The sequence below is a fragment of the Nonomuraea sp. LPB2021202275-12-8 genome, from assembly GCF_037044575.1.
Lineage (GTDB): Bacteria > Actinomycetota > Actinomycetes > Streptosporangiales > Streptosporangiaceae > Nonomuraea.
This window is the reverse complement of the sequence record NZ_JBAHWD010000007.1, coordinates 56604-78380: the sequence shown is the minus strand read 5'-3', so window position 1 is coordinate 78380 and position 21777 is coordinate 56604. Positions and strand designations below refer to the sequence as shown.

The 21777-nt window shown below is 70.6% G+C and carries 21 protein-coding genes; 9 read left to right on the top strand and 12 right to left on the bottom strand.

Features of this window, described 5'->3' with window-relative positions:
* Window positions 1-61 precede the first annotated feature (61 nt).
* Window positions 62-514, top strand: a complete 453-nt coding sequence (locus tag V5E28_RS15695; protein ID WP_336207617.1) for a gamma-glutamylcyclotransferase — start codon at window positions 62-64, stop codon at window positions 512-514.
* Here V5E28_RS15695 and V5E28_RS15690 read toward each other — a convergent pair whose 3' ends face one another.
* Window positions 515-1816, bottom strand: a complete 1302-nt coding sequence (locus V5E28_RS15690; protein WP_336207616.1) for an MFS transporter — start codon at window positions 1814-1816, stop codon at window positions 515-517. It lies immediately after the preceding gene.
* Window positions 1817-1925: 109 nt separating this feature from the next.
* On the opposite strand from V5E28_RS15690, the gene V5E28_RS15685 reads away from it, so the two are divergent.
* The 5 genes from V5E28_RS15685 (at window position 1926) to V5E28_RS15665 (ending at window position 8181) form a co-directional block, all read left to right on the top strand.
* Window positions 1926-2906: an Lrp/AsnC family transcriptional regulator gene (locus V5E28_RS15685; RefSeq protein WP_336207615.1), complete on the top strand. Its 981-nt coding sequence runs from the start codon at window positions 1926-1928 to the stop codon at window positions 2904-2906.
* Window positions 2903-4219, top strand: coding sequence for a M20/M25/M40 family metallo-hydrolase (locus tag V5E28_RS15680; protein WP_336207614.1), 1317 nt, complete (start codon window positions 2903-2905; stop codon window positions 4217-4219). Before V5E28_RS15685 ends, V5E28_RS15680 begins: the two co-directional genes overlap by 4 nt.
* Before the next feature lies 1 nt (window position 4220).
* Window positions 4221-5024, top strand: a complete 804-nt coding sequence (locus V5E28_RS15675) for a purine-nucleoside phosphorylase (protein WP_336207613.1) — start codon at window positions 4221-4223, stop codon at window positions 5022-5024.
* Window positions 5021-6688: a phospho-sugar mutase gene (locus V5E28_RS15670; protein ID WP_336207612.1), complete on the top strand. Its 1668-nt coding sequence runs from the start codon at window positions 5021-5023 to the stop codon at window positions 6686-6688. Before V5E28_RS15675 ends, V5E28_RS15670 begins: the two co-directional genes overlap by 4 nt.
* Window positions 6689-6750: 62 nt before the next feature.
* Window positions 6751-8181, top strand: a complete 1431-nt coding sequence (locus V5E28_RS15665; RefSeq protein WP_336207611.1) for an ATP-binding protein — start codon at window positions 6751-6753, stop codon at window positions 8179-8181.
* Window positions 8182-8315: 134 nt separating this feature from the next.
* Here V5E28_RS15665 and V5E28_RS15660 read toward each other — a convergent pair whose 3' ends face one another.
* Together V5E28_RS15660 and V5E28_RS15655 are read right to left on the bottom strand one after the other, a co-directional pair.
* Window positions 8316-8798 (bottom strand): GyrI-like domain-containing protein, encoded by a 483-nt coding sequence (locus V5E28_RS15660; protein ID WP_336207609.1) that lies wholly within the window; start codon window positions 8796-8798, stop codon window positions 8316-8318.
* Window positions 8799-8807: 9 nt separating this feature from the next.
* Window positions 8808-9770 (bottom strand): sigma-70 family RNA polymerase sigma factor, encoded by a 963-nt coding sequence (locus V5E28_RS15655; protein ID WP_442945824.1) that lies wholly within the window; start codon window positions 9768-9770, stop codon window positions 8808-8810.
* Window positions 9771-9869: 99 nt separating this feature from the next.
* On the opposite strand from V5E28_RS15655, the gene V5E28_RS15650 reads away from it, so the two are divergent.
* From V5E28_RS15650 to V5E28_RS15640, 3 genes are read left to right on the top strand one after another with little or no spacing between them, the layout of a single operon-like run.
* Window positions 9870-10544, top strand: a complete 675-nt coding sequence (locus tag V5E28_RS15650) for a TetR/AcrR family transcriptional regulator (RefSeq protein WP_336207607.1) — start codon at window positions 9870-9872, stop codon at window positions 10542-10544.
* Window positions 10537-12006, top strand: coding sequence for an AMP-binding protein (locus V5E28_RS15645; RefSeq protein ID WP_336207606.1), 1470 nt, complete (start codon window positions 10537-10539; stop codon window positions 12004-12006). Before V5E28_RS15650 ends, V5E28_RS15645 begins: the two co-directional genes overlap by 8 nt.
* Window positions 12003-12737, top strand: a complete 735-nt coding sequence (locus tag V5E28_RS15640) for an enoyl-CoA hydratase/isomerase family protein (RefSeq protein ID WP_336207605.1) — start codon at window positions 12003-12005, stop codon at window positions 12735-12737. Before V5E28_RS15645 ends, V5E28_RS15640 begins: the two co-directional genes overlap by 4 nt.
* A gap of 13 nt (window positions 12738-12750) precedes the next feature.
* On the opposite strand, the gene V5E28_RS15635 is transcribed toward V5E28_RS15640, so the two are convergent.
* From V5E28_RS15635 to V5E28_RS15595, 9 genes are all read right to left on the bottom strand, one after another.
* Window positions 12751-13362, bottom strand: a complete 612-nt coding sequence (locus V5E28_RS15635) for a hypothetical protein (RefSeq protein WP_336207604.1) — start codon at window positions 13360-13362, stop codon at window positions 12751-12753.
* Window positions 13359-14432: an adenosine deaminase gene (locus V5E28_RS15630; protein ID WP_336207603.1), complete on the bottom strand. Its 1074-nt coding sequence runs from the start codon at window positions 14430-14432 to the stop codon at window positions 13359-13361. The genes V5E28_RS15635 and V5E28_RS15630 overlap by 4 nt, the downstream gene beginning before the upstream one ends.
* Before the next feature lie 126 nt (window positions 14433-14558).
* Window positions 14559-14909 (bottom strand): cupin domain-containing protein, encoded by a 351-nt coding sequence (locus tag V5E28_RS15625; RefSeq protein WP_336207602.1) that lies wholly within the window; start codon window positions 14907-14909, stop codon window positions 14559-14561.
* A gap of 78 nt (window positions 14910-14987) precedes the next feature.
* Window positions 14988-16469 carry a sulfatase family protein gene (locus tag V5E28_RS15620; RefSeq protein ID WP_336207601.1) on the bottom strand — a complete coding sequence of 494 codons (1482 nt, stop codon included), beginning with the start codon at window positions 16467-16469 and terminating at the stop codon, window positions 14988-14990.
* Window positions 16470-16510: 41 nt separating this feature from the next.
* A complete protein-coding gene (locus V5E28_RS15615; protein WP_336207600.1) occupies window positions 16511-17866 on the bottom strand; it encodes a sulfatase-like hydrolase/transferase in 1356 nt (451 codons plus the stop codon).
* Entirely contained in the window at window positions 17863-19224 is a 1362-nt protein-coding gene (locus V5E28_RS15610; RefSeq protein ID WP_336207599.1) for an ABC transporter substrate-binding protein, read from the bottom strand. The genes V5E28_RS15615 and V5E28_RS15610 overlap by 4 nt, the downstream gene beginning before the upstream one ends.
* 14 nt (window positions 19225-19238) lie before the next feature.
* Window positions 19239-19895, bottom strand: coding sequence for a hypothetical protein (locus tag V5E28_RS15605; RefSeq protein WP_336207598.1), 657 nt, complete (start codon window positions 19893-19895; stop codon window positions 19239-19241).
* Complete coding sequence (locus V5E28_RS15600; RefSeq protein WP_336207597.1) at window positions 19892-20800, bottom strand: carbohydrate ABC transporter permease; 909 nt, start codon at window positions 20798-20800, stop codon at window positions 19892-19894. The genes V5E28_RS15605 and V5E28_RS15600 overlap by 4 nt, the downstream gene beginning before the upstream one ends.
* Complete coding sequence (locus V5E28_RS15595; protein ID WP_336207596.1) at window positions 20797-21732, bottom strand: carbohydrate ABC transporter permease; 936 nt, start codon at window positions 21730-21732, stop codon at window positions 20797-20799. Before V5E28_RS15595 ends, V5E28_RS15600 begins: the two co-directional genes overlap by 4 nt.
* Between the last annotated feature and the right edge of the window lie 45 nt (window positions 21733-21777).

Here is a 21777-nt window from a genome sequence, read left to right as displayed (position 1 = left end):
GTCCCGCATCCTCTGAGCTGCTGACGAACGGGGCGGTCCACGCGCGCTAGTCTTGATTGCTGTGCCTGTCTACGCCGCCTACGGCAGCAACATGGACCCGGAGCAGATGGCCATGCGCGCCCCCCACTCCCCGGTGCGGGATGTGGGATGGCTGCCTGGCTGGCGTCTGACCTTCGGCGGGGAGATCTTCGGCTGGGAAGGCGCGATCGCCACCATCGTCGAGGACCCCGACGAGCACGTCTTCGTCGTCCTCTATGACGTGCCCGAGTTCGACGAGACCTCGCTCGACCAGTGGGAAGGCGCGGCCCGCGGCCTCTATCACAAGGTCCGGCTGCGCGTGCAGACCCTTGAGGGCGAGCTCCTGGCGTGGTTCTACGTACTGGACGGCTACGAGGGCGGGCTGCCGTCCGCCCGCTACCTGGGCATCCTGGCCGACGCGGCCGAGCGGGCGGGCGCCCCCGACGACTACGTCAAGGAGTTGCGGGGACGCCCCTGCAAGTCGCTCGGGTCCTGATCAGCTCAGCGGCAGGTGCTTGGTCTCCTTCAGCGCGAAGACGTACACCAGTGTGGAGATCAGCGCCAGCGCGGACATGTACCACGGGAACAGCCCGGAGGCGCCCGCGTCCTTCAGCGCGGTGCCGATGAGCGGCGCGGTGCCGCCGAAGATGGCGACGGTCAGCGAGTACGGGAATCCGGCGCCGGCCGCCCGGACCCGGGTCGGGAACAGCTCGGAGTTGACCGCGGCCGAGATCGAGGTGAAGCAGCCGAGGAAGACCATGCCGACGAGCTGGATGAGCAGCAGGCTGGAGAACGAGTCCGTCAGCATGCCGAGCAGCGGCACCGGCAGGATCGTGAACCCGAGGCCGAAGGTGATCAGCATGGGCTTGCGGCCGACCCGGTCTGACAGCATGCCGAGCAGCGGCTGCAGGACCATGAAGAAGACCAGCGAGATCGTGCCCACGGTGAGCGAGTCGGCCTTGTCGAAGTTCACGTTCTGCTGTGCGTAGGTCGGCAGGAACGTGGTCCAGGTGTAGTAGGCGACCGTGCCCGCGACCGTGATGCCGACGATGAGCGCGGCCTTGGTCGGGTAGCGGACCAGGAATTCGAACAGGCCGGGCCGCTCGACCCTGCCTTCCCTGATGTCCGCGGCGACCGTGCTGGTCTCCTCGGCGCCCTTGCGGATCCACAGGCCGACCAGGCTGATCACGGCGCCGATCACGAAGACGACACGCCAGCCGTAGGAGTTCATGTCCGGCTCGCTGAGCGTGCTGGCGAGCAGCGCGGCCAGGCCGGAGGCCAGGAGCTGGCCGATCGTGGTGCTGACGTACTGGAAGCTGGAGAACAGGCCGCGGCGTCCAGGAGGGGCCGACTCCACCAGGAACGTGGTCGCGGCGGCGAACTCGCCGCCGACCGACAGGCCCTGGATCAGCCGCGCCAGCGTCAGGATGATCGGCGCCAGCACGCCGGCGTTCTCATAGGTCGGCGTCACCGCCAGCAGCAGCGAGCCCACGCCCATCAAGATGATCGTGAACGTCATCGCGGCCTTGCGGCCGAACCGGTCGGCGAACGCGCCGACCAGCAGCCCGCCCAGCGGGCGCATGAAGAACCCGACGGCGAAGACCGCGAAGGCGCTGAGCACGGGGACGAGCGGGTTGTCGGTTTCAGGGAAGATCTGCGCCGAGAAGTACACGGCCAGGAACGAGTAGGCATACCAGTCGAACCACTCGACGACGTTGCCGACGCTGGCCGCCACGAGCTGGCGGACGCGACTCCTGGGGATACCGATCGGAGATGTGGCAGTGGGGGATGTCGCCACCGGGACTCCTTTGCTGAACAGTCGGTGATGGCCTACTGTGCAGTCCAACGACCGAAACAGTCAAATATTCGGTCAAGCATTGACGAATCCGACACAGAAACGGCTCTCTGTGGATGTTCTCGACCGGCGACTGGTATCCGCCCTCCAGGTCAGCCCCCGCGCCTCGTGGGGAGAGATCGGCAGGGCCGTCGGAGAGCACGAGCGGACCGTCGCGCGCCGCCTGCAGCGGCTGATCGCCGACGGCGTCGTCCGCGTCACGGCCATCTACGACGACCTCCGCTCCGGACACGGCCGCCCGGTCCACCTCCACGTGCAGGTACGGCCCGGCACGGCGGCCAGGGTCGCCGTGGCCATCGCCACTCGGCTCGACACCCGCTCGGTCTACGCCCTGACCGGCGCCACCGACGTCGGCTGCGAGCTCGTCTCCCCGTCCAGGGAGGCGCTGCACGACATCCTGTCCACGCAGATCAGCGAGATCGACGGGGTGCTGCAGACTCAGACCCAGGTCGTACTCCACACGTTCATGACCGTCGCCGAATGGCACGCGCCCTACCTCACCGAGCAGGAGCTGGCCGAGCTGCGCCCGGCGCCGCCGCCCGCCTCCCTGCCCGACGAGGACGGGCTGTCGCCTCTGGAGCAGGAGATCGCCGAGCTGCTGGCCGCAGACGGGCGGATCGCCTTCACCGCGATCGCCGAGCGGCTGGAGGTGTCGGTGCCGACCGCGCGCAGGCGGGTAGCCTCCCTCCTCGACCGGCGCCTTCTGCTGCTGCGGGCGGAGACCGAGCCGGCGCTGCTCGGCCTGGAGGTGGAGGCCCAGCTCTGGCTCAAGGTCCGCCCGCACGGCCTCGACCGGGTCGGCCAGACGCTGGCCGCGCACCCCAACGTGCGCTACTGCGCCGCCACCACCGGCACCCACAGCCTGATCGTCCAGGTGGCGGTCACCCACGAGGCCGACCTCTACCGTTTCCTCTCAGGCGTCGTCGGCTTGCTCGACGAGGTCACCGACGTCAATGTCACCCTCATAACCCGCGCGTACAAACGCGGCCATCTGCACAAGTCCGGCCTGCTCACCCTGGAGAAGACATCATGACCCCTGCCGAGAACACCGCCGAGAACGAGGTCGCCGACCTCTGCGCCGAGCTCATCCGGGTAGACAGCAGCAACTACGGGGACGGCAGCGGCCCCGGCGAGCGGGCCACGGCCGAGGTCGTCATGGCCAGGCTGGCAGAGGTCGGGATCGACGCCACCTACATCGAGAGCGAGCCCGGCCGCGGCAACGTGATCACCCGCGTCGAGGGCACGGACCCGTCGCTGCCCGCGCTGCTCGTCCACGGCCATCTCGACGTGGTGCCCGCCAACGCCGACGACTGGTCCGTCGACCCGTTCGGGGGCGAGGTGCGCGACGGCTACATCTGGGGCCGCGGCGCGGTCGACATGAAGGACATGGACGCGATGATGCTGGCCGTCCTCAGGCAGCTCACCCGCGACGGCCGCAGGCCGCGCCGCGACCTGGTCTTCGCCTGGGTCGCCGACGAGGAGGCGGGCGGCGTCTACGGCGCCAAGCACCTGTCCAAGCACCACCCCGAGCTGTTCGAAGGCGTCACCGAGGCGATCAGCGAGGTCGGCGGCTACTCCCTGGAGGTGGACCCGTCGCTGCGGCTCTACCTGATCGAGACGGCCCAGAAGGGCCTGGCCTGGATGAAGCTGATCGCCGACGGCACGGCCGGGCACGGCTCCATGCTCAACTCCGACAACGCGGTCACCGAGGTGGCCAAGGCGGTCGCCAGGATCGGCGCCCACGAGTGGCCCATCACCCTCACCCCCACCGTGCGCCGTTTCCTCACCGAGGTCTCCGACGCCTTCGGGCTGCCGTTCGACGAGAACGACCCCGCGCCGATCCTGGACAGGATCGGGCCGCTGGTCCGCTTCGTCGGCGCCACGCTCAGCAACACCACCAACCCCACCCAGCTCGGCGCCGGCTACAAGTCGAACGTCATCCCCGGCCAGGCCACCGCCGTCGTCGACGGCCGCTTCCTGCCCGGCCACGAGGAGGAGTTCTTCAAGACCGTCGACTCGCTGATCGGGCCCAAGGTGCGCCGCGAGTTCGTGCACCACGACATCGCGCTGGAGACCACTTTCGACGGCGCCCTGGTCGAGTCGATGATCGAGGCGCTGAAGGCGGAGGACCCGACCGCCCGGGCGGTGCCCTACTGCATGTCGGGCGGCACCGACAACAAGACGTTCTTCGCCGACCTGGGTGTGCGCGGGTTCGGGTTCGTGCCGCTGCGGCTGCCCGCCGACATGGACTTCGCCTCGATGTTCCACGGCGTGGACGAGCGGGTGCCGGTGGAGGCGCTGCAGTTCGGGGTGCGGGTCCTGGACAGGCTGCTCCTAAACTACTGAGGTGAGCAACGACCCGTACTCCCTGGCCGGTGAGGCCGCCGCCGCGCTGAAGGCGGCCGCCGGCCTCGACACCTTCGACGTGGCCCTGGTGATGGGGTCCGGTTGGGTGCCGGCCGCCGACGCGATCGGCCGGACGGTCGCCGAGATCCCGTTCACCGACCTGCCCGGCTTCTCGGCGCCCGCCGTGGCCGGGCACGGCGGCAGGGTCCGCGTCGTCCGCACCGACGCCGGCCGCCACGCACTGGTCCTCCTCGGCCGCAGCCACCTCTACGAGGGCCACGCCGTCGGCTCCGTCGTCCACGGCGTGCGCACCGCCGCCGCCGCGGGCGTGCGCACGGTCGTGCTGACCAACGCGGCAGGCGGCCTGCGCCCGGAGACGCAGCAGGTGGGCGACCCGGTGCTGATCAGCGACCACATCAACATGACGGGCGTCAACCCGATCACCGGCACCACGTTCCTCGACCTCACCGAGGTCTACTCCAAGCGGCTGCGCGAGCTCGTCCAGGGCGTGGACCCGAGCCTGGCCGAGGGCGTCTACGTCGCCTTCCGCGGGCCCACCTACGAGACGCCCGCCGAGATCCGGATGCTGCGCACGCTCGGCGGCGACCTGATCGGCATGTCCACCGTGCTGGAGGCGATCGCGGCCCGCGAGGCCGGGCTGGAGGTGCTGGGCATCTCGCTCGTCACCAACCCGGCCGCCGGCCTGGCGGGCGACCCGCTGGACCACGAGGAGGTCCTGGAGGTCGGCCGCGCCACGGCCACCCGCATGGGCGTCCTGCTCGCCAAGGTGGTCGACCGGCTGTGAGCCTTCACGAGCAGGCCCGCGAGTGGCTTCGGCAGGACCCCGACCCCGACACCCGGGCCGAGCTCTCGGAGCTGCTGGAGCGCGGCGACACCGAGGCGCTGCGCGACCGGTTCGCGGCCAAGCTCGAGTTCGGCACCGCGGGCCTGCGCGGCGAGCTCGGCGCGGGCCCCAACCGGATGAACCGGGTCACCGTCATGCGCGCCGCCGCCGGGCTCGCCCGGGTGCTCGGCCCCGGCAAGCACGTCGTCGTCGGCTACGACGCCCGGCACAAGTCCGACGTGTTCGCCCGCGACACCGCCGCCGTGCTGACGGGCGCGGGGGTGCACGCCTCGCTGCTGCCCGGCCCCCTGCCCACGCCCGTGCTCGCCTTCGCGGTCCGCCACCTCGGCGCGGACGCCGGCGTGACCGTCACCGCCAGCCACAACCCGCCCAGGGACAACGGCTACAAGGTCTACTGGGGCGACGGCTCGCAGATCGTGCCGCCCGTCGACAGGCAGATCTCCGCCGCCATCGACGACGTGGGCCCGGTCGACCGCCTGCCGCTGCACTCCCCCGGCACGCTCACCGAGCTGAGCGACGCCGTCATCGACGACTACATCGACGCGGTCACCGCCCTGCCCCTCGGCGACGCCCGCGAGCTGCGGGTCGCCTACACCCCGCTGCACGGCGTCGGCGCCGGCACGCTCACGGGCGCCTTCCTGGCCGCCGGCTTCGAGAGCCCGATGGCCGTCGAGGAGCAGCGCAACCCCGACCCCGACTTCCCCACCGTGGCGTTCCCCAACCCGGAGGAGCCGGGCGCCATGGACCTCGCCATCGCGCTCGCCGCCAGGATCAACGCGGATCTGGTGCTGGCCAACGACCCCGACGCCGACCGGTGCGCGGTCGGCGTCCCGCTGGCCGGCGGCGGCTGCCGCATGCTGACCGGCGACGAAGTGGGCGGCCTGCTGGCCGAGCACATCCTCACCCACACGTCGGGCGAGCGCCTGGTGGCCACCACGATCGTCTCCTCGACCCTGCTCGGCAAGATCGCCCACGCCCACGGCGTCCGCTACGGCGAGACGCTGACCGGCTTCAAGTGGATCATCAAGGCGGGGCCCGCCCTGGTCTTCGGCTACGAAGAGGCGATCGGCTACAGCGTCGGCACGACCGCGCCGGCACCGGACGCCGCCCCCGGCGACTACCTGCCGGTCCGCGACAAGGACGGCATCGGCGCGGCGCTGACCGTGGCCGCCATCGCCGCGGCCGCCAAACGCGACGGCCGCACGCTGCTCGACCTCCTCGACCACCAGGCCAGGCGCCACGGCCTGCACGCCACCGCGCAGCTGTCGGCCCGCGTGGACGACCTGTCGCTGATCGCCGATGCCATGTCCCGCCTCCGCGCCGACCCCCCGTCCGCACTCGGCAGTCGTACGGTGGCCAGGATCGACGACCTCAGCCAGGGCGTCGGCGGGCTGCCACCCACCGAGGGGCTGCGCTTCACGCTGTCGGGCGACGCCCGCGTGGTGGTCCGGCCCTCGGGCACGGAGCCGAAGCTCAAGTGCTATCTGGAGGTGGTGATCCCGGTGACGGGCGAGGTCGCGGACGCCCGCGCCGAGGCCGCCCGGGAGCTCGACGCCATGAAGTCGGACCTGAGAAAGGAGCTCGCACTTCAGTCTCATCCTTGAGACCATCATGAGAGTTCGGGCCGCGAAGACCGTCGCCTGGCCCGTTCGCTCCCGTTAGTCTCATGGATGAGACTAACGGGAGGCGGGGCGTGGAGTCTTTCATCGGCAGGACACGGGAGTTGGCCGCCCTGCGTCGCACGCTGGACAAGACCGGCAGGGGTGGGCGCCCAGGGCGCGCGCTCCTCGTGCGAGGACGCCGCCGTGTGGGAAAGTCGCGGTTGGCGGAGGAGTTCATCAAGCAGACCGGGCTACCGCACGTGTACTACACGGCCAGCGGTCAGACCCTGAGCAGCGAACTACGCACCTTCACCGAGGAGGTGCGCGCATCCTCCCTGCCCGACGTCACCGCGTTCGAGGACAAGCAGCCGGACTCCTGGCACGACGCGCTCACCCTCCTGGCCCGCGCCATCCCACAGGACTCGCCCAGCATCGTCGTCATCGACGAACTCCCCTATCTCATCAAGATCGACCCTTCCTTCGAAGGAGTGCTGCAGAAACTCTTCGACAAGGAGTTCTCCAGGCAGCCGGTGCTGTTGCTGCTCATCGGCTCGGACCTGTCCATGATGGAAGCGATCAACTCCTACGATCGGCCCTTCTACCAGCGAGCCGCCGACTTCGTGATCAATCCGCTTACGCCGTACGACGTCGGTCAGGCGCTGGGTCTGCCCCCGGCGGAGGCGTTCGACGCCCACCTGGTCTCCGGCGGCCTGCCCATGATCTGCGAGGAGTGGCCGGAAGGGGGTTCGCTCTGGGACTACCTGGAACAGGCGATCGAGGACCCGCTTTCGGCGCTGATCGTCAGCGGCGAGCGCGCGCTCGGCGCGGAGTTCCCCCCAGAGGCCATGGCCCGTCAAGTACTCGGCGCGGTCGGATCGGGGCAGCGCACGCACGCCAACATCGCCGCCGCCACCCAGGACATCTCACGCGCGTCGATGAATCGCGCTCTTCAGCTCCTGCTGGAGAAGCGCGTGATCGCCGTGGAGCGCCCGCTGTCCACGCGCCCCTCCCGGGAGACGCGCTACCACGTTGTCGACTCCCACCTGCGGTTCTGGATCCCGTTCATCAGCACGCGCCTGACGGACATCGAGCGTGGCCGGGGTGACAAGATCCTCGAACGAATCCGCCAGAGCTGGACATCGTGGCGTGGGATGGCCGTGGAGCCGCTCATCCGCGAATCCCTCAGGCGCATGGACGAGCTGCCTCCGGCTACGGGGGCGATCGGCGGCTACTGGACGAGAACGAACGATCCGGAGATCGACCTCGTCGGCGCCGACCGGGAACCGATCGCCAAGAGGATCACCATGCTCGGGTCGGTCAAGTGGCTGGAGAACCGGCCGTTCGACGACCACGACCTGCGTGAGCTCATCGTCCACCAGTCGAAGATGCCGGGAGCCGACACCTCCACACCGCTCTACGCGGTCTCCCGCGCCGGATGCAGCGTGCAGGGCGTCAGGCACGTCACCCCCGAGGAACTGCTCGACGTCTGGCGTTAGGCCGCCACGAGAGATGTCGCTCCACGATGGGACCGAGTTTGGACCTGCCAAATGTGGACGTCCGAACTCGGTCCCATCTGAGGCGGCCGCTGCGATCACTCGTCGGCACCGGGACCGACCTTGGCCTCATCCCGTCAGGCGAGCCTGAACTGCAGTTCCGTCTCCCACTTGTTCATGTCCGGCTGCTCCTCCGGGTTGGTGTGGTAGATCTCCAGGCGGGAGCCCCAGTGCTCGCCGTCCGGCTCCCGCGTCATGTCGAAGCGCAGCCCCTGGCTCTCCGCCCAGGCCAGCAGCGCCGCGGTCGCGTCGATGAGCTGGTCGGGGTGGCCGGCATGGGTTTCGGTGACGTAGCGGCCGGCGGGCAGGGTGGCGGCGAAGATGTCGCCCTCGCCCTCCACCGGGGTGGCGACCGGGACCCCGCCCTCCACCCGCAGGTCGCCTTTCATGTCGATGACGAAATATCTGAAGAACGGCCCTCCGGCGGGCGGCGCGCCCCGCTCGGCGAGCCAGGCGAAGATCTCCCCCAGCCGGTCGGCGACGACGCCGAAGGTCGTCATGGTGACGGTCGCGCGGATCCCGACATAGTGCCTGGCCGGGAACTCGATGATCTGTGGCATGTTTCCTCCTTACCCCTTGGTACGAAGCGGCGAGCCGGAACTCATCGGCAGGCCGAAAAGCGGGAAGAGCCGGGGCTCCAGATAGGTGGTCACGCCGGTGATCAGGCCGTCCGCCGTCTCGACGAGCACCAGGGCGAAGGGCTCGCCGTCCCGGTACTGGCCGTACGCGGGCACGCCGTTGGCGCCGGTCCGGACGAGGCGGGAGCCTTCGCACGGCGCGTCCGACGCGACCAGGACCCGGCGGATGCTGTCGCGCCCGCTCAGCCACCAGGTGAACGGCGGCATCGACATCGTGGCGTCCTCGTGCAGGAGTGAGACCAGCGTCGCCACGTCGAACCGCTCGAACGCGTCCACGTAACGGGCCAGCAGGTCCTCGTCGACACCTCCGGGCGGGGCGTCGGTGGCGGGCAGCGTCGCCCTGGCGCGCTGCAACGCGCTGTTGACCGCGGGGACGGTGGTGCCGAGCAGCGCCGCCACCTCGGCGGCCGACCAGGCCAGCACGTCTCGCAGGATGAGGACCGCCCGCTGGCGCGGCGGCAGGTGCTGCAGGGCGGCCACGAAGGCGAGCCGCACCGATTCCCTGGAGACCGCCAGCTCCGCCGGGTCCAGCAGGTGGTCCGGGAGCGGATACACCCACGCGGCGGGCTCCACCGGCTCGCCCAGCGGCGTGCCCGGCTCGGCGGCGGGGCCCAGATCCATGGCGCGGGCCCGCCGGACGCTGCCGCGCAGCATGTCCAGGCAGACGTTGGTGGCGATGGCGAAGAGCCAGGACCGCAGCGGAGCCCGCAGGGGGTCGAAGCGGTCGCGGCTTCGCCAGGCCTTGACCAGGGTCTCCTGCACCGCGTCCTCGGCCTCGAAGGCGGACCCGAGCATCCGATAGCAGTAGCCGGCCAGCTCGGGCCGGTGCGTTTCCAGCTCCATGACGATCACATCCGCTCGATCTCGATCCGCACCTCGGTGCGGGCAGCGCAGGGTCTACAGCCTCACACGGTGTCCGGGTCAACCTCTAGCTTGTCCTGATCCGGTGGGTTATGGTGCGTTTGTCACGCGCAACCGAACGTTCGGTAGGACATGCCCACACTGGAGAGTTACCTCACCGACAGGGACGCTGACGCGAGCCTGCGGATCAGGACCGCGGCAGTGCTGCTCTTCGCCCGCCAGGGCTACGCCGCGACGAGCATCAGGGACCTCGCCAGGGCGGTCAACCTCACCAACGCCGGCATCTACCACCACGTCTCCAGCAAGGAAGCCCTGCTCGCCGACCTCATGCGAGCCGGGCACCGCGGGCTCATCGACTCCACCGCCCGGGTCCTCGACGGCGTCGAGCGGCCTTCGGACCGCCTGGCGCTGCTGATCAGCTCGCTCACCGCCATCCACGCGCAGAGCCCGATGACCACCCGCGTCATGGACGGCGAGCTGCGCTCGCTCACTCCTGGATCCGCCGCCCACGACGAGGTCATCGCGCTGCGCGACGAGTACGAGGACCAGTGGCGCCGCGCCCTGGCCGACGGGGTCCGCGAGGGCGCCTTCCACGTCGCCGACCAGAGGCTGACCCGCCTGGCCCTGATGTCCATGTGCACCGGCACCAGCGAGTGGTACCGCCCCGACGGCGACTCCACGCTGGAGCAGGTGTGCGCCGAGTTCGTCGCGATCGGGCTGGCCGCCGTCCGCGCCCCCGCCGAGCCCGCCCCGAGTCCCGACCTCTCCCTGCTGCCCGACTTCCCCTGGGAGCCGCCGGATGCATGACACGATCCCCGACCTGCTCAGACACGCCGCGCTCAGGTACGGCGAGCGCGAGTTCCTGCGATTCCCAGAGACGTCACTGAGCTTCGCCGAGGTGGAGGCCGAGACCGGCCGCCTCGCCGGAGCGCTCGCGGCCAAGGGCGTGCGGCCCGGCGACCGGGTGGCCGTCATGATGGAGAACGTCCCCGGCTGGCCGCTGAGCTGGCTGGCCGTCCTCAGGGCCGGGGCGATCACCGTGCCGGTCAACGCCCGCTATCGAGCGGCCGACCTGGAGCACGTGCTGCGCGACTCGGGCGCGGTGGCCACCCTGACCACCGCGGAGCACGCCCCGCACATCCCCGGCCCCGCCTACACCCTCGACACCCTCACCGGCGCGGCGCCGCCTCCGGACGTCCGCATCCGCTCGGACGACATCGCGAACTTCCAGTACACCTCGGGCACCACCGGCTTCCCGAAGGCCTGCATGCTCACCCACGACTACTGGCTCAGAACCGCCCAGGTCGTGGCAGGCCAGGTACGGCTCCGCGACGACGACGTCATGATGATCGCGCAGGCGTACTCCTACATGGACCCGCAGTGGACCACCCTGCTCTGCCTCATCGGCGGCATCCCCCAGGTGGTGCTGCCACGCTTCTCCGCCTCCGGCTTCTGGCCGGCCGCCCGCGAGCACGGCGCCACCCTGACCTACGTGCTCGGCACCATGCCACTGCTGCTGCACAAACAGCCGCCCAGTCCGCTGGACCGGCGCAACAGGATGCGGCTCGTCCTCTGCTCCGGCATCGCGCCCGCCCTGCACCGCGCCTTCGAAGAGCGCTGGGGCGCCCTGTGGCGCGAGCTCTACGGCTCCACCGAGAGCGGCACCGACCTGATCGCCGCACCCGAGGCCGGGGAGACGGTCGGCACCGGGGCGATGGGCCTGCCGCCGCCCGGCAAGGAGGTCAGGCTGGACGAGGAGACGGGCGAGATCCTGGTGCGCGGCGTGCCGATGATGAAGGGCTACTGGAACCACCCGGAGGCCACCGCGCACGCCTTCCGAGGCGGCTGGTACCACACCGGCGACCTCGGCATCCAGGACGCGGACGGCCGGATCCGGCACGCCGGGCGGCTGAAGGACATGGTGCGCAGGGGCGGCGAGAACATCTCCTGCGCCGAGGTCGAGCGCGTGCTCGGCGAGCACCCCGCGGTGCTGAGCTCCGCCCTGGTGCCCATCCCCGACGAGCTGTTCGGCGAGCTGCCCAAGGCGTTCATCCAGCTCAATCCGGGTCACGAGCCCGGCAGGGACACCGCCATGAGCGTCATCGCCCACGCCAGGCAGCGCCTGGCCCGGTTCAAGATCCCCGCCTACGTCGAGTTCGTCGACGGCTTCGCGCTCACCCCGTCGGCGCGCATCGAGAAGCGTCACCTGCTGCTGCCCGAGCGCGACCAGCGCGCCGGAGCCATCCCCGTCGAAGAGGAGCGAACATGATCGATGTGACCGTGCGCGACGAGGTGGCCGTGGTCACCCTCCAGCGGCCGGAGAAGCTCAACGCCCTCACCGCGGACATGCGCAGGCGGCTCGCCGCGGCCGTGCGCGCCCACGGCGACGGCGAGACCGCCAGGGGCATCGTGGTCACCGGCACCGGCAGGGCGTTCTCCGCCGGCGAGGACATCAACGAGGCCGTCGGGCAGTCACTCCTTGAGGAGGTCGAGCTCTTCCACGACCTGACCCGGGCCGTGCTGGAGACCCGGGTGCCGGTCGTCGCGGCCGTCAACGGGCTGGCCGTGGGCGGCGCGGCCGAGTGGACGCTCTGCTTCGACGCCCGCCTGGGCACGCCGCAGACCGAGTACTTCCTGCCGGAGAACCACATCGGCCTGTCCATCTCCAACGCCTCCAGCCTTCTGCTCCCCCGCCTCGTGGGCGGCGGCAGGGCGCTGCGGCTCGTCCTGGACTCGGCCAGGCTGAGTGCCGCCGAGGCCCGCTCGATCGGCCTGCTGGACGACATCGTCGAACCGGACGCGCTGCTGGAGACGGCTGTCGCGCTCGTCCACCGCTGGACCGTCCCGGGCACCGCCACCACGGTCCATCTCGATCTGCTGCGGCCATCCCTGGAGGAGGTGGAGCGCGCCTTCGCCGTGGAGACGAAGGCGGCCCGGCACGTCGAGGACGCCGGCATCGCCCAGGCGGGCATGGCCCGCTTCGTCAACCGTCGCGGCTGAGGCTGCGGGCAGGTCAGTCGACCACGATGGCGGCCACCACCAGGGCGAGCGCCACCGCGATCGCCGCGATCGAGTCGTACGCCCAGGTCGCGCGGGCCTGGCCGGGCTCCTCCTTGCGGAGCTTGGCCGCCTCCGCGCGCTCGCTGATCTGCTCGGCCACCCAGTCGGCGTGCGTCTTGCCGGCGAACACCTCGGCGGCGGCCTGCTCGCCCTTCGACAAGGTCGGCTCGGTCTTGAAGCGGCCCCGCTGCCGGCTGGCCGTGCCCCTGCGCTGCGCCCTGGCCCGCTCCCTGGCCGAGGTCACCGGTGTCCACAGGCGCAGCATCCGCTCGTCGTCGTAGTCGACGTTGATCGAATGGGAGACCGTCACGTCGTTCACGGCAGTCCACGGCACGAACGTCGAGCGCAGCGGGTTACGTCCGACCAGGCCGGACTCGGTGAGCACGGTGGCCGGCCTGAGCGCGATCAGGTAGACCAGCGCGGTCAGCACGCCGAGCACGGCCAGCGCCACCATGGACGGCTTGCCGTTGTAACGGGCCGTCAGGTCCCACACGTTGAAGGCGACGAAGGCGAGCCAGACCCAGCCGAGGGCGAAGCCGGTCCTGGACCGGTAGAGCTGCTTCACGGCTGCCACTTGAGCTGCGCGAACCCGGGCTTGATCACACCGTTGATCAGTGCGAGCCGCTCGTCGAACGGCAGGAAGGCCGACTTCATCGCGTTCACGGCGAACCACTGCAGGTCGTCCCACCCGTAGCCGAACGCCTCCACCAGCTTGGCGAACTCCAGCGACACGCTGGTCCCGCTCATCAGCCGGTTGTCGGTGTTGACCGTCACCCGGAAGTGCAGGCGGCGCAGCAGCCCGATCGGGTGCTCGGCGATGGACGCGGCGGCGCCCGTCTGCAGGTTGGAGGTGGGGCACATCTCCAGAGGGATGCGCTTGTCACGCACGTAGGCGGCCAGGCGGCCCAGCTTGGCCGTGCCGTCGTCGGCCACCGAGATGTCGTCGATGATCCGCACCCCGTGGCCGAGCCGGTCGGCACCGCACCACTGGATGGCCTGCCAGATCGACGGCAGCCCGAACGCCTCGCCCGCGTGGATGGTGAAGTGCGCGTTCTCCCGCTGCAGGTATTCGAAGGCGTCCAGATGCCGGGTGGGCGGGTAACCGGCCTCGGCCCCGGCGATGTCGAACCCGACCACGCCCACGTCGCGGTAGCGCACGGCCAGCTCGGCGATCTCCATCGAGCGCGCCTTGTGCCGCATCGCGGTCAGCAGGGTGCCGACCCTGATCCCCCGGCCCGCGGACCCCTGCTCGAAGCCCTCCAGCACGGCCTGGACCACCTCGTCGAGGCTGAGGCCCAGCGTGGTGTGCTGCTCGGGCGCGAACCGCACCTCGGCGTAGACGACGCCGTCGCCGGCCAGATCCTCTGCGCACTCGGCCGCCACCCGGACCAGCGACTCGCGCGTCTGCATGACGCCGACGGTGTGGTCGAACGTCTCCAGATAGCGCTCCAGAGAGCCGGAGTCCGCCGCCTCCTCGAACCAGATCCGCAGGCTCTCGGGGTCGGTGGTGGGCAGCCGGTCGTAACCGCACTCCCGGGCCAGCTCCACGATGGTCTCGGCCCGGAGACCACCGTCGAGATGGTCGTGGAGCAGCACCTTGGGTGCCCGCCGGATCTCGTCAAAGGTGGGGCTCATCCGCCCATGATACGAGCCCCCCGCCCGATGCTCGCGCGGGCTGTGACTCGTTCTGCGACTGTGCTGTGGCCCGCCGCCGCGGCGGAGCTCGCCGCCGCGAGACCACGCTCTCGTACGGCGCGGCGGTCAGGCTCGGTTGGCGGTTTCGACGGTGAAGGCCGGGATGCAGACGGCGATGTATTCGGCGCCCTCGACACCTGTGCTGTAGCGGACCTTCTCGCCCGGTTCGGTCACGAGGGTCTGGCCCGCGGAGACCTCGGTGACGCCGTCCGAGTGCTCGACGAGGACGGTGCCTCTCAGCACCACCGTGTATTCGGTGAACAGCGGCATCTGGGCGGGCTCGCTCCAGCCCGGCGGGGCGACCATGTGGGCGATGGAGATCACCTCGTCGCCGCTGTTGACGTGGCCGATGTGCTCTTCGATGAGCTTGCCGCCGGGCACCTGGATTCGCGAAGGTCCTTCGATCTTTCTCACCACAGGGCCAGTCTCGCACGTCGACGACCAGGTGGTCGGGACCGGTGTACGCCTGGACGCGGCGGTTCCCCGGCCCCGATCTCACCGGTCGGCGCCGAAGCCGGTCACCCCTCGCGACAGGTCGAACTGGTGGATCCGGGTCAGCGGCCACTTCTCGTACGGGAAGGTCCGCAGCTCGTCGCCGTCGAAGGCCTCGGCCACGCCTTCGGACCGAAGTCGCCCGGCCAGCGCCGCGGTCAGCCGGTCGGCGTCCTGCGGCCGCTCCGCCTGCACCGGTTCGATCTCGTGCGGATCGGCCGCGAGATCGAACAGCAGCCGGTGACCGCCGTTGGCCAGCCAGATCAGCTTCAGGTGGCCCTCGCGGACCATCGCCTTGAACCGCCGGGTGCCGGGTCGCCCGTGGTAGCCGAACAGTGTCTGCCGGGGCGGCGCCGCACCGGTCAGCAGGCCGAGCAGGTCACTGCCCTGCCGCAGCTCCGGCTCCCCGGCGGCGGAGGTGGCCAGGCCGAACAGGTCGGTCAGGCAGACCAGCTCGGATCGATGATCGGCCGCCGCGATCCGCCCCGGCCAGGAGATCATGAACGGCACCCGGGCGGACGCCTCGAAGAAGCTCTCCTTCTGCCAGCCATGATGATCACCGAGCAGGTCGCCGTGGTCGGCGAAGAAGCAGATCACGGTGTTGTCCGCGTCCGGTCTTCGCTCCACCGCGTCCAGCAGGTCGCCGACGCAGCCGTCGATGTAGCTGATCTCGCCGTAGTACCGGGCCTTCAATGTCCGGGCCCGGTGCGGGTCGACGTCCTCGGCGTAGACCAGGTGGTTCATCCACGGGATGTGCTGATCGAGATGATCGACGTCGCGATCGCCGCACACCGGGTCGGGCATCCGGTCCGGGTCGTACATCCGGTTGTACGGCAGCGGCGGCGCGAACGGAGGATGGGGGCCGATGTAGGACACGACTCCGAACCAGGGCCGGTCGTCGTCGGCGGCCATCAGCTCCATCGCCTCCCGGGTGGCCCAGGACTCGACCGTGCAGTCCGCCGGCAACGGGCTGAGCTGCGGCATGTAGTACATGTCGGTCCGCTCGCCCATCAGCGCCTCGATCCAGTCGTACTCGGGATGCTCGGTCGCGATCCACGACGCGTACGCGTCCCCCGCACGCTGCTCGGCGCTGGCGTAGAACTCCTCGCTGTGCCGCTGCACCTCGTAGCCGACCGGCGCGTCCCAGGGGGTGGTGTGGAACTTGCCGACCCCCCAGGTGCGATACCCGCGCCGGCCCATCGCCTCGGCCAGGTAGGGGCCGCAGCGATCCCGGATCGCCGCGTGTCCCCCGTCCGGGACGGCGTTGTCGTACACCCCGGTCAGGGTCGGTTCGCAGCCGCTGCGCAGCGTGTAGCGAGCCGGAACGCACACCGGGCTGGTGGAGTACGCGTTGTCGAAGACGGTCCCGCGGGCGGCCAGCCGGTCGAGGTTGGGCGTCGCGAGATCGGTGTTGCCGAGCGCCGCGATCGTGTCGAACCGCTGCTGGTCGGTCATCACGAACAGCACGTTCGGACGGGGGGACATCAACGGGTCTCTCCTCACAGAGCGGTCAGCGGGCCTGCCGGTCATCGCGCCGCCGGCAGCAGCCGGGCACGGTCGCCCCGCAGGGCGGACTCGCGGGCGTTCCAGTCATCGACCAGGCCCAGTTCGGTCAGCAGCCGGTCGCCCGGCGGGAACGCGTCCCCGGACTCCGCCAGCAGCGCGGCCAGCCGGGCGTCGGCCTCGGCGACCCGGCCGGCGGACGCCGGGTCGGCGACCAGGTTGTCCAGCTGCCAGGGGTCGGTGCGGTCGTCGAACAGCACCCAGGGCCGGCCGTCGACGGTACGCGCGTAGGTCAGCTCGTCGGTGACGAAGCCCCGCCATTCGCCGATCCCCTGGTCGTACCCGTTGTCGAAGCTGACCCAGTTGCCGATCAGCAGCTCCGGCCGCAGCGACCCGCCGCGCCGGAGCCGGTCACTCAGGTCGCGCCCGTACACCCCGATCGGAGGCAGCCCGAGCAGTCCGAGCAGGGTAGGAGCGAGATCGACCAGGCCGAGGACGCCGGTGGGGCGGGACGCCGGAACGCCGGGGCCGTTGATCACCATCGGCACCCGGACGGCCTCCGCGTACGGGCTCTGCTTGGCCCGCAGGCCGTGGGCGCCGAGCATGTCGCCGTGATCGGAGGTGACCACGATGATCGTGTTCCGGCGCAGGCCGAGCCGGTCCAACGCGGCCACGATCCGGCCGATCTGCGTGTCCACCGCCGTGATCGCGCTCCAGTAGAGCCGCTGGACCTCGCGTTGCCCGTCGCTGTCGGGCGTGTTCGGCGGCACCGTCATCCGGTCGATCGGGTACCCGGTCCGCAGCCGCACCGGCACCGAGTCGTACGGGTCGTGTGGCGGGTTGTAGGAGACCGTGAGGAAGAACGGGGCGTTCTGCTCGCCGAGGAACTCCAGCGCGAGGTCGGTCTGCACCTCCGGCTCGTATCCGGTGAAGTCGATCCTGGTCGGGCTCTCGGCGCCGACGTAGTAGTGACCGTCGACGTGCTCGTGGGAGCAGTCGACCCCGGCCCAGTGCTCGATTCCCGGCCGTGCGGCCGGCGGCACCCACTTGTCCCGGGGCAGCCCGGCCAGATGCCACTTGCCGATCCAGCCGGTCCGGTAGCCGGCACCGGACAGCGCCGTACCGAGGGTGTCCAGCCGCGGCGACAGGGGCAGGTCGTTGGCGACCACGCCGTGCTGGTGGGGCAGGCGGCCGGTGAGCAGGCTGGCCCGGCTCGGCCCGCAGACCGGCGAGCTGGCGCGACCACCGGCGATCGCGGCGCCCCCGGCTGCCAGCCGATCCAGGTTCGGGGTGCGGACCTGGGTCGTGCCGCCGAACCAGCCCTGGTCCTGGCCCCGCCACTGATCGGCCAGCAGCACGACGACGTTCGGCGCCGTCACGCGCGGAACTCCTGGGGGTCGATCTCGCCGCTCTTCACCGCGGCGTCGTAGGCCGCCTGCATCCGCTGCTGCAACGCGGTGAGCGCGGGTTCGAGCGCCGCCGACGGGTCGAGCAGCAGCTTCTCCACGGTCTGGTCGACGCTCTCCCCGTCCACCTGCAGCAGGCCGCCGGGCGTCTTGGGCCACTGCCGATCGAGTTCGGCCGGCCGGAACTGCTGGAGGAGCGCGTTGTCCTTGATCGCGGCCGAGTCCCAGACGGCGACGTTCAGCGGCGGCGCCGCCTTCGCCGCCAGCGCCTCCTGGACTCCGTCGCCGACCATCACCTCGAACACCGCGGCGGCCTTCTCCGGGTTCTTCGTGGTCGACGAGATCGCGTACGGGTAGCCGGCGTTCATCGGCGAGCGCGCCAGCTGCTGGCCGTCCGGCACCGGCAGCGGGACCGCGATCGCCTTGACCTTGCTGCCGAGGTCGGCCAGTGAGGACACCACCGCGCTGCTGGCGATGTACATCCCGGCCTCGCCCTTGCCGAAGGCGTTGATCGCGACGTCGGCGGTCAGGGTCGCGGCGCCCGGGTAGGCGGTCTTGTCGGTGATCATGCCCCGGTAGAGCTCCAGCAGGGGCGCGTACTTGGTCGACTCGTACTTCTGCGTGGCCGCGTTGAAGAGCCCGAACTGGGCCAGCGCCGGGTCACCCGCCATCAGCGGGATGTCGACGCTCCACTGCCGGAACCCGGTCGCCTTGATCGGGATCAGCATGCCGAACGCGTCGCCGTTGCCGATCTTGGTGATCGCGGCCGCCGCCTGCCGCACCTCGGAGAAGGTCGCCGGCGGCGAGTCCGGGTCCAGCCCGGCCTTCTCGAACAGGTCGGTGTTGATCACCATTCGGTTGGTGAACGCGGTGGTCGGCACCGCGTACGGCACGCCGCCCCAGACGAGCTCGCCGTTCTTCTGGTGGTACGGCGCGGCCTTGTCCAGCACGGTCTTGTTCACCAGGTCCGGCAGCGGCTGGACCCACCCGGCCGCGACGAACGCGCCCAGTTGCGCCGAAGGGCTGTGGAACAGGTCGGGCGCCCGCTTGGTCTGGAAGCCCAGCCGGACGATCTCTTCGTACTTGTCCGTCGCCTGCGGCTCGTACCGCACCTCGATGCCGAGGGACTTGCCCTGCTGCTGGTTCCAGGTGCGGAAGAACTCCTGCCGGGCCTTGGCGTGCGCGCCGGCCCGGTCCCAGACCACGATCGTGGTCAGCTTGCCCGGATCGGCGGAACCGGTCGAGGAGCCGCCGCAGCCGACGAGGGAGACTGCGGCCCCGGCGGCGAGTGTGCCGAGGAAACCGCGGCGGCTCAAGGTGGAATCGATCATCAGAGGGGCCTTTCTCAACCAGGAGGAACCGAACCGGACCCGATCCGGCCGGCGGGGATGGTGTCTCGAACCACGGCGGCCCGGTCACGGAGCATGATCACGAAACTGGCGGTGGCCGCCGGCAGCGCGATCGTCAGCAGCGGGCCGAGGTACGGCACCCGGGTCGCCAGGAAGGGCCCGGCGGCGGCAGCGGCGATCACGGCCACCGTGGCGGCCACCGCCAGCTCGATCCGGGACAGCGCCAGCCGGTAGGCCGTCCGCAGCGCCGGGATGGTCCGGCCGGTGCGTTCGAAGATCACCGCCGACCATGGGGCGACCAGCAACCAGGTCACCCCGGCCACCACGCTGGTGACCAACACCAGCTGGCCGTAAGGCCCGCCGGGCGATGGCCCGAACAGGCCGATGACCACCAGGGCGGCGATGCCGAGATGACAGCCGGCCAGCGGCAGGGCCGGCAGCAGCCGGCCGACCAGGAACCGCAGCGTCTCGCGCGGCCCGAGCGCGGCCTCGCCGTCGGCGTGCCGGCGTTGCTGGGCGATCAGCCACAGGGTGGCCGCCGGGGCGGTGATCACGGGGAGGCTCAGCAGCAGCCAGCAGCAGCTGGTCCAGGTCCAGAACCACCAGCGGGACCAGCCGCGGAGCAGGGCGCCGTCCGGAGCGAACAGGGTCATCCCTTCACCGACCCGTCCGTCCAGCCTCGGACGAAGTGCCGCTGCAGCACGATGAAGATCACCACGATCGGCACCAGCGCCATGTTCGCGCCGGCCAGCACCGTGTTGTACGGCGTCATCCCCTCGGCGGCGTCATACTGCAGCGCGCTCACGCCCACGACCAATGTGCGCAGGTCGGGTGCGGCGAGCGAGAACACCAACGGCACCTGGTAGTTGTTCCAGGACGCCTGGAAGCCGAGGATCACCGTGGTGGCGAGGATCGGCCGCATCATCGGGAAGGCGATGCGCCAGTAGGTGCCGAACAGCCCGCAGCCGTCGACCCGGGCCGCGTCCTCCATCTCGGTGCCGAGGCCGAGCACGAACGCCTTGATCAGGAAGACGTGCACCAGCATGATCCCGGCGAGCTGGACCAGCGCGATCCCGAGCAGGTTGTCCAGGCCCAGCGCCTCGGCGATCACATACTGCGGGTAGAGCGTCGCCGTGGTCAGGCCGACGAACAGGGTGCCGACGTACAGGCCCTCGACGAACCGCTGGCCGCGGAGCCTGCGCCGCGCCAGCACGTACCCGGTCATGCTGGAGGCGAGCGTGTCCAGCACGACGACCAGGGCCGTGACGATCAGGCTGTTGACGAAGTAGCGGGAGAAGTTGGCCGTGGTCCAGGCCTGGAGGTAGGTGCCCCACTCCCAGACCCGGGGCAGGATCCCCCCGTTCCTGCTGAGGATCTGGTCCAGCGGCGACACCGAGGCGAACAGGCCGAAGATCAGCGGCGAGAGCATGATCAGCGCGGCCGCGATCAGGATCACGTGCAGCAGCACGGTCGTCGGGCGGACCCGGCGTCCGCGCCGGGCCGGCACGGCCTGGGCGACCGTCGTGCCGGCGGGTTCGGTGATGGCGGACGTGCTCATGCCGCGGTCCTCCCGCTCCGGTTGATCCGCAGATAGGCCACGGAGATGATGCCGACGATCACGCTCGCGGTGATGCCGAGCGCGGCGGCGTACCCGATCTGCGGCACCGATTCCGGCTCGAAGAAGAACCGGTAGAGGTAGGTGAACATCACCTCGGTGCTACCGGCCGGACCGCCGTCGGTGAGGGTCTTGACCAGGTCGAAGCTGCGCAGCGTGCCGATGATCGAGATCAGGATCACCACCCGCGTCACCGGGGCCAGCAACGGCAGCACGATGTGCCGGAGCGTCGACCAGTGGCCGGCGCCTTCCAGCGACGCGCTCTCCAGCAGCTCGTTCGGGATCGTCATCATGCCGGCGAAGAAGAGCAGCAGGTTGATCCCGAGGTGGGCCCACACACCGACCCCGATCAGGCTGGCGAGCGCGCTGCCGGCCTCGCCCAGGAAGCGGATCGGCTCCTCCAGCAGGCCCGATCCGGTGAGCAGCTGGTTGATCGGGCCGCCGGTCTCCCGCAGCAGGAAGACGAAGATGATGCCGACGATCGCCGGCGACAGCACGTGCGGCAGGAACAGGATCGTCCGGTACACGGTGCCGGCGCGGACCCCGCGGAAGAACACGTAGGCCAGCACCAGCGCCAGCGGGATCTCGATGACCAGCCGGCCGAACCCGAACTTCACCGTGTTCAGCACCGCCAGCCACCACTGTTCGTCGCCGATCATCCGCTGGTAGTTGGCCAGCCCGGTGAACCGCGGCGCCGAGAAGCCGTTCCAGCGCTGGAAGCTGAACCAGACCAGCCAGCCGATCGGCAGCAGCGCGAAGGCGAGGTAGGGCAGCAGGCTCGGCAGCAACATCAGGCGGCCGACGCCGTCCTCGCGCCGGTGCCACTGCGCACGACGTGGCGTGGACTGCCGCGGAGAGCGGACAACTGTGGACATCCATGCCCCTTCCTTGGTCGACTGCGCCGGCCGGGCTCGCGCCGA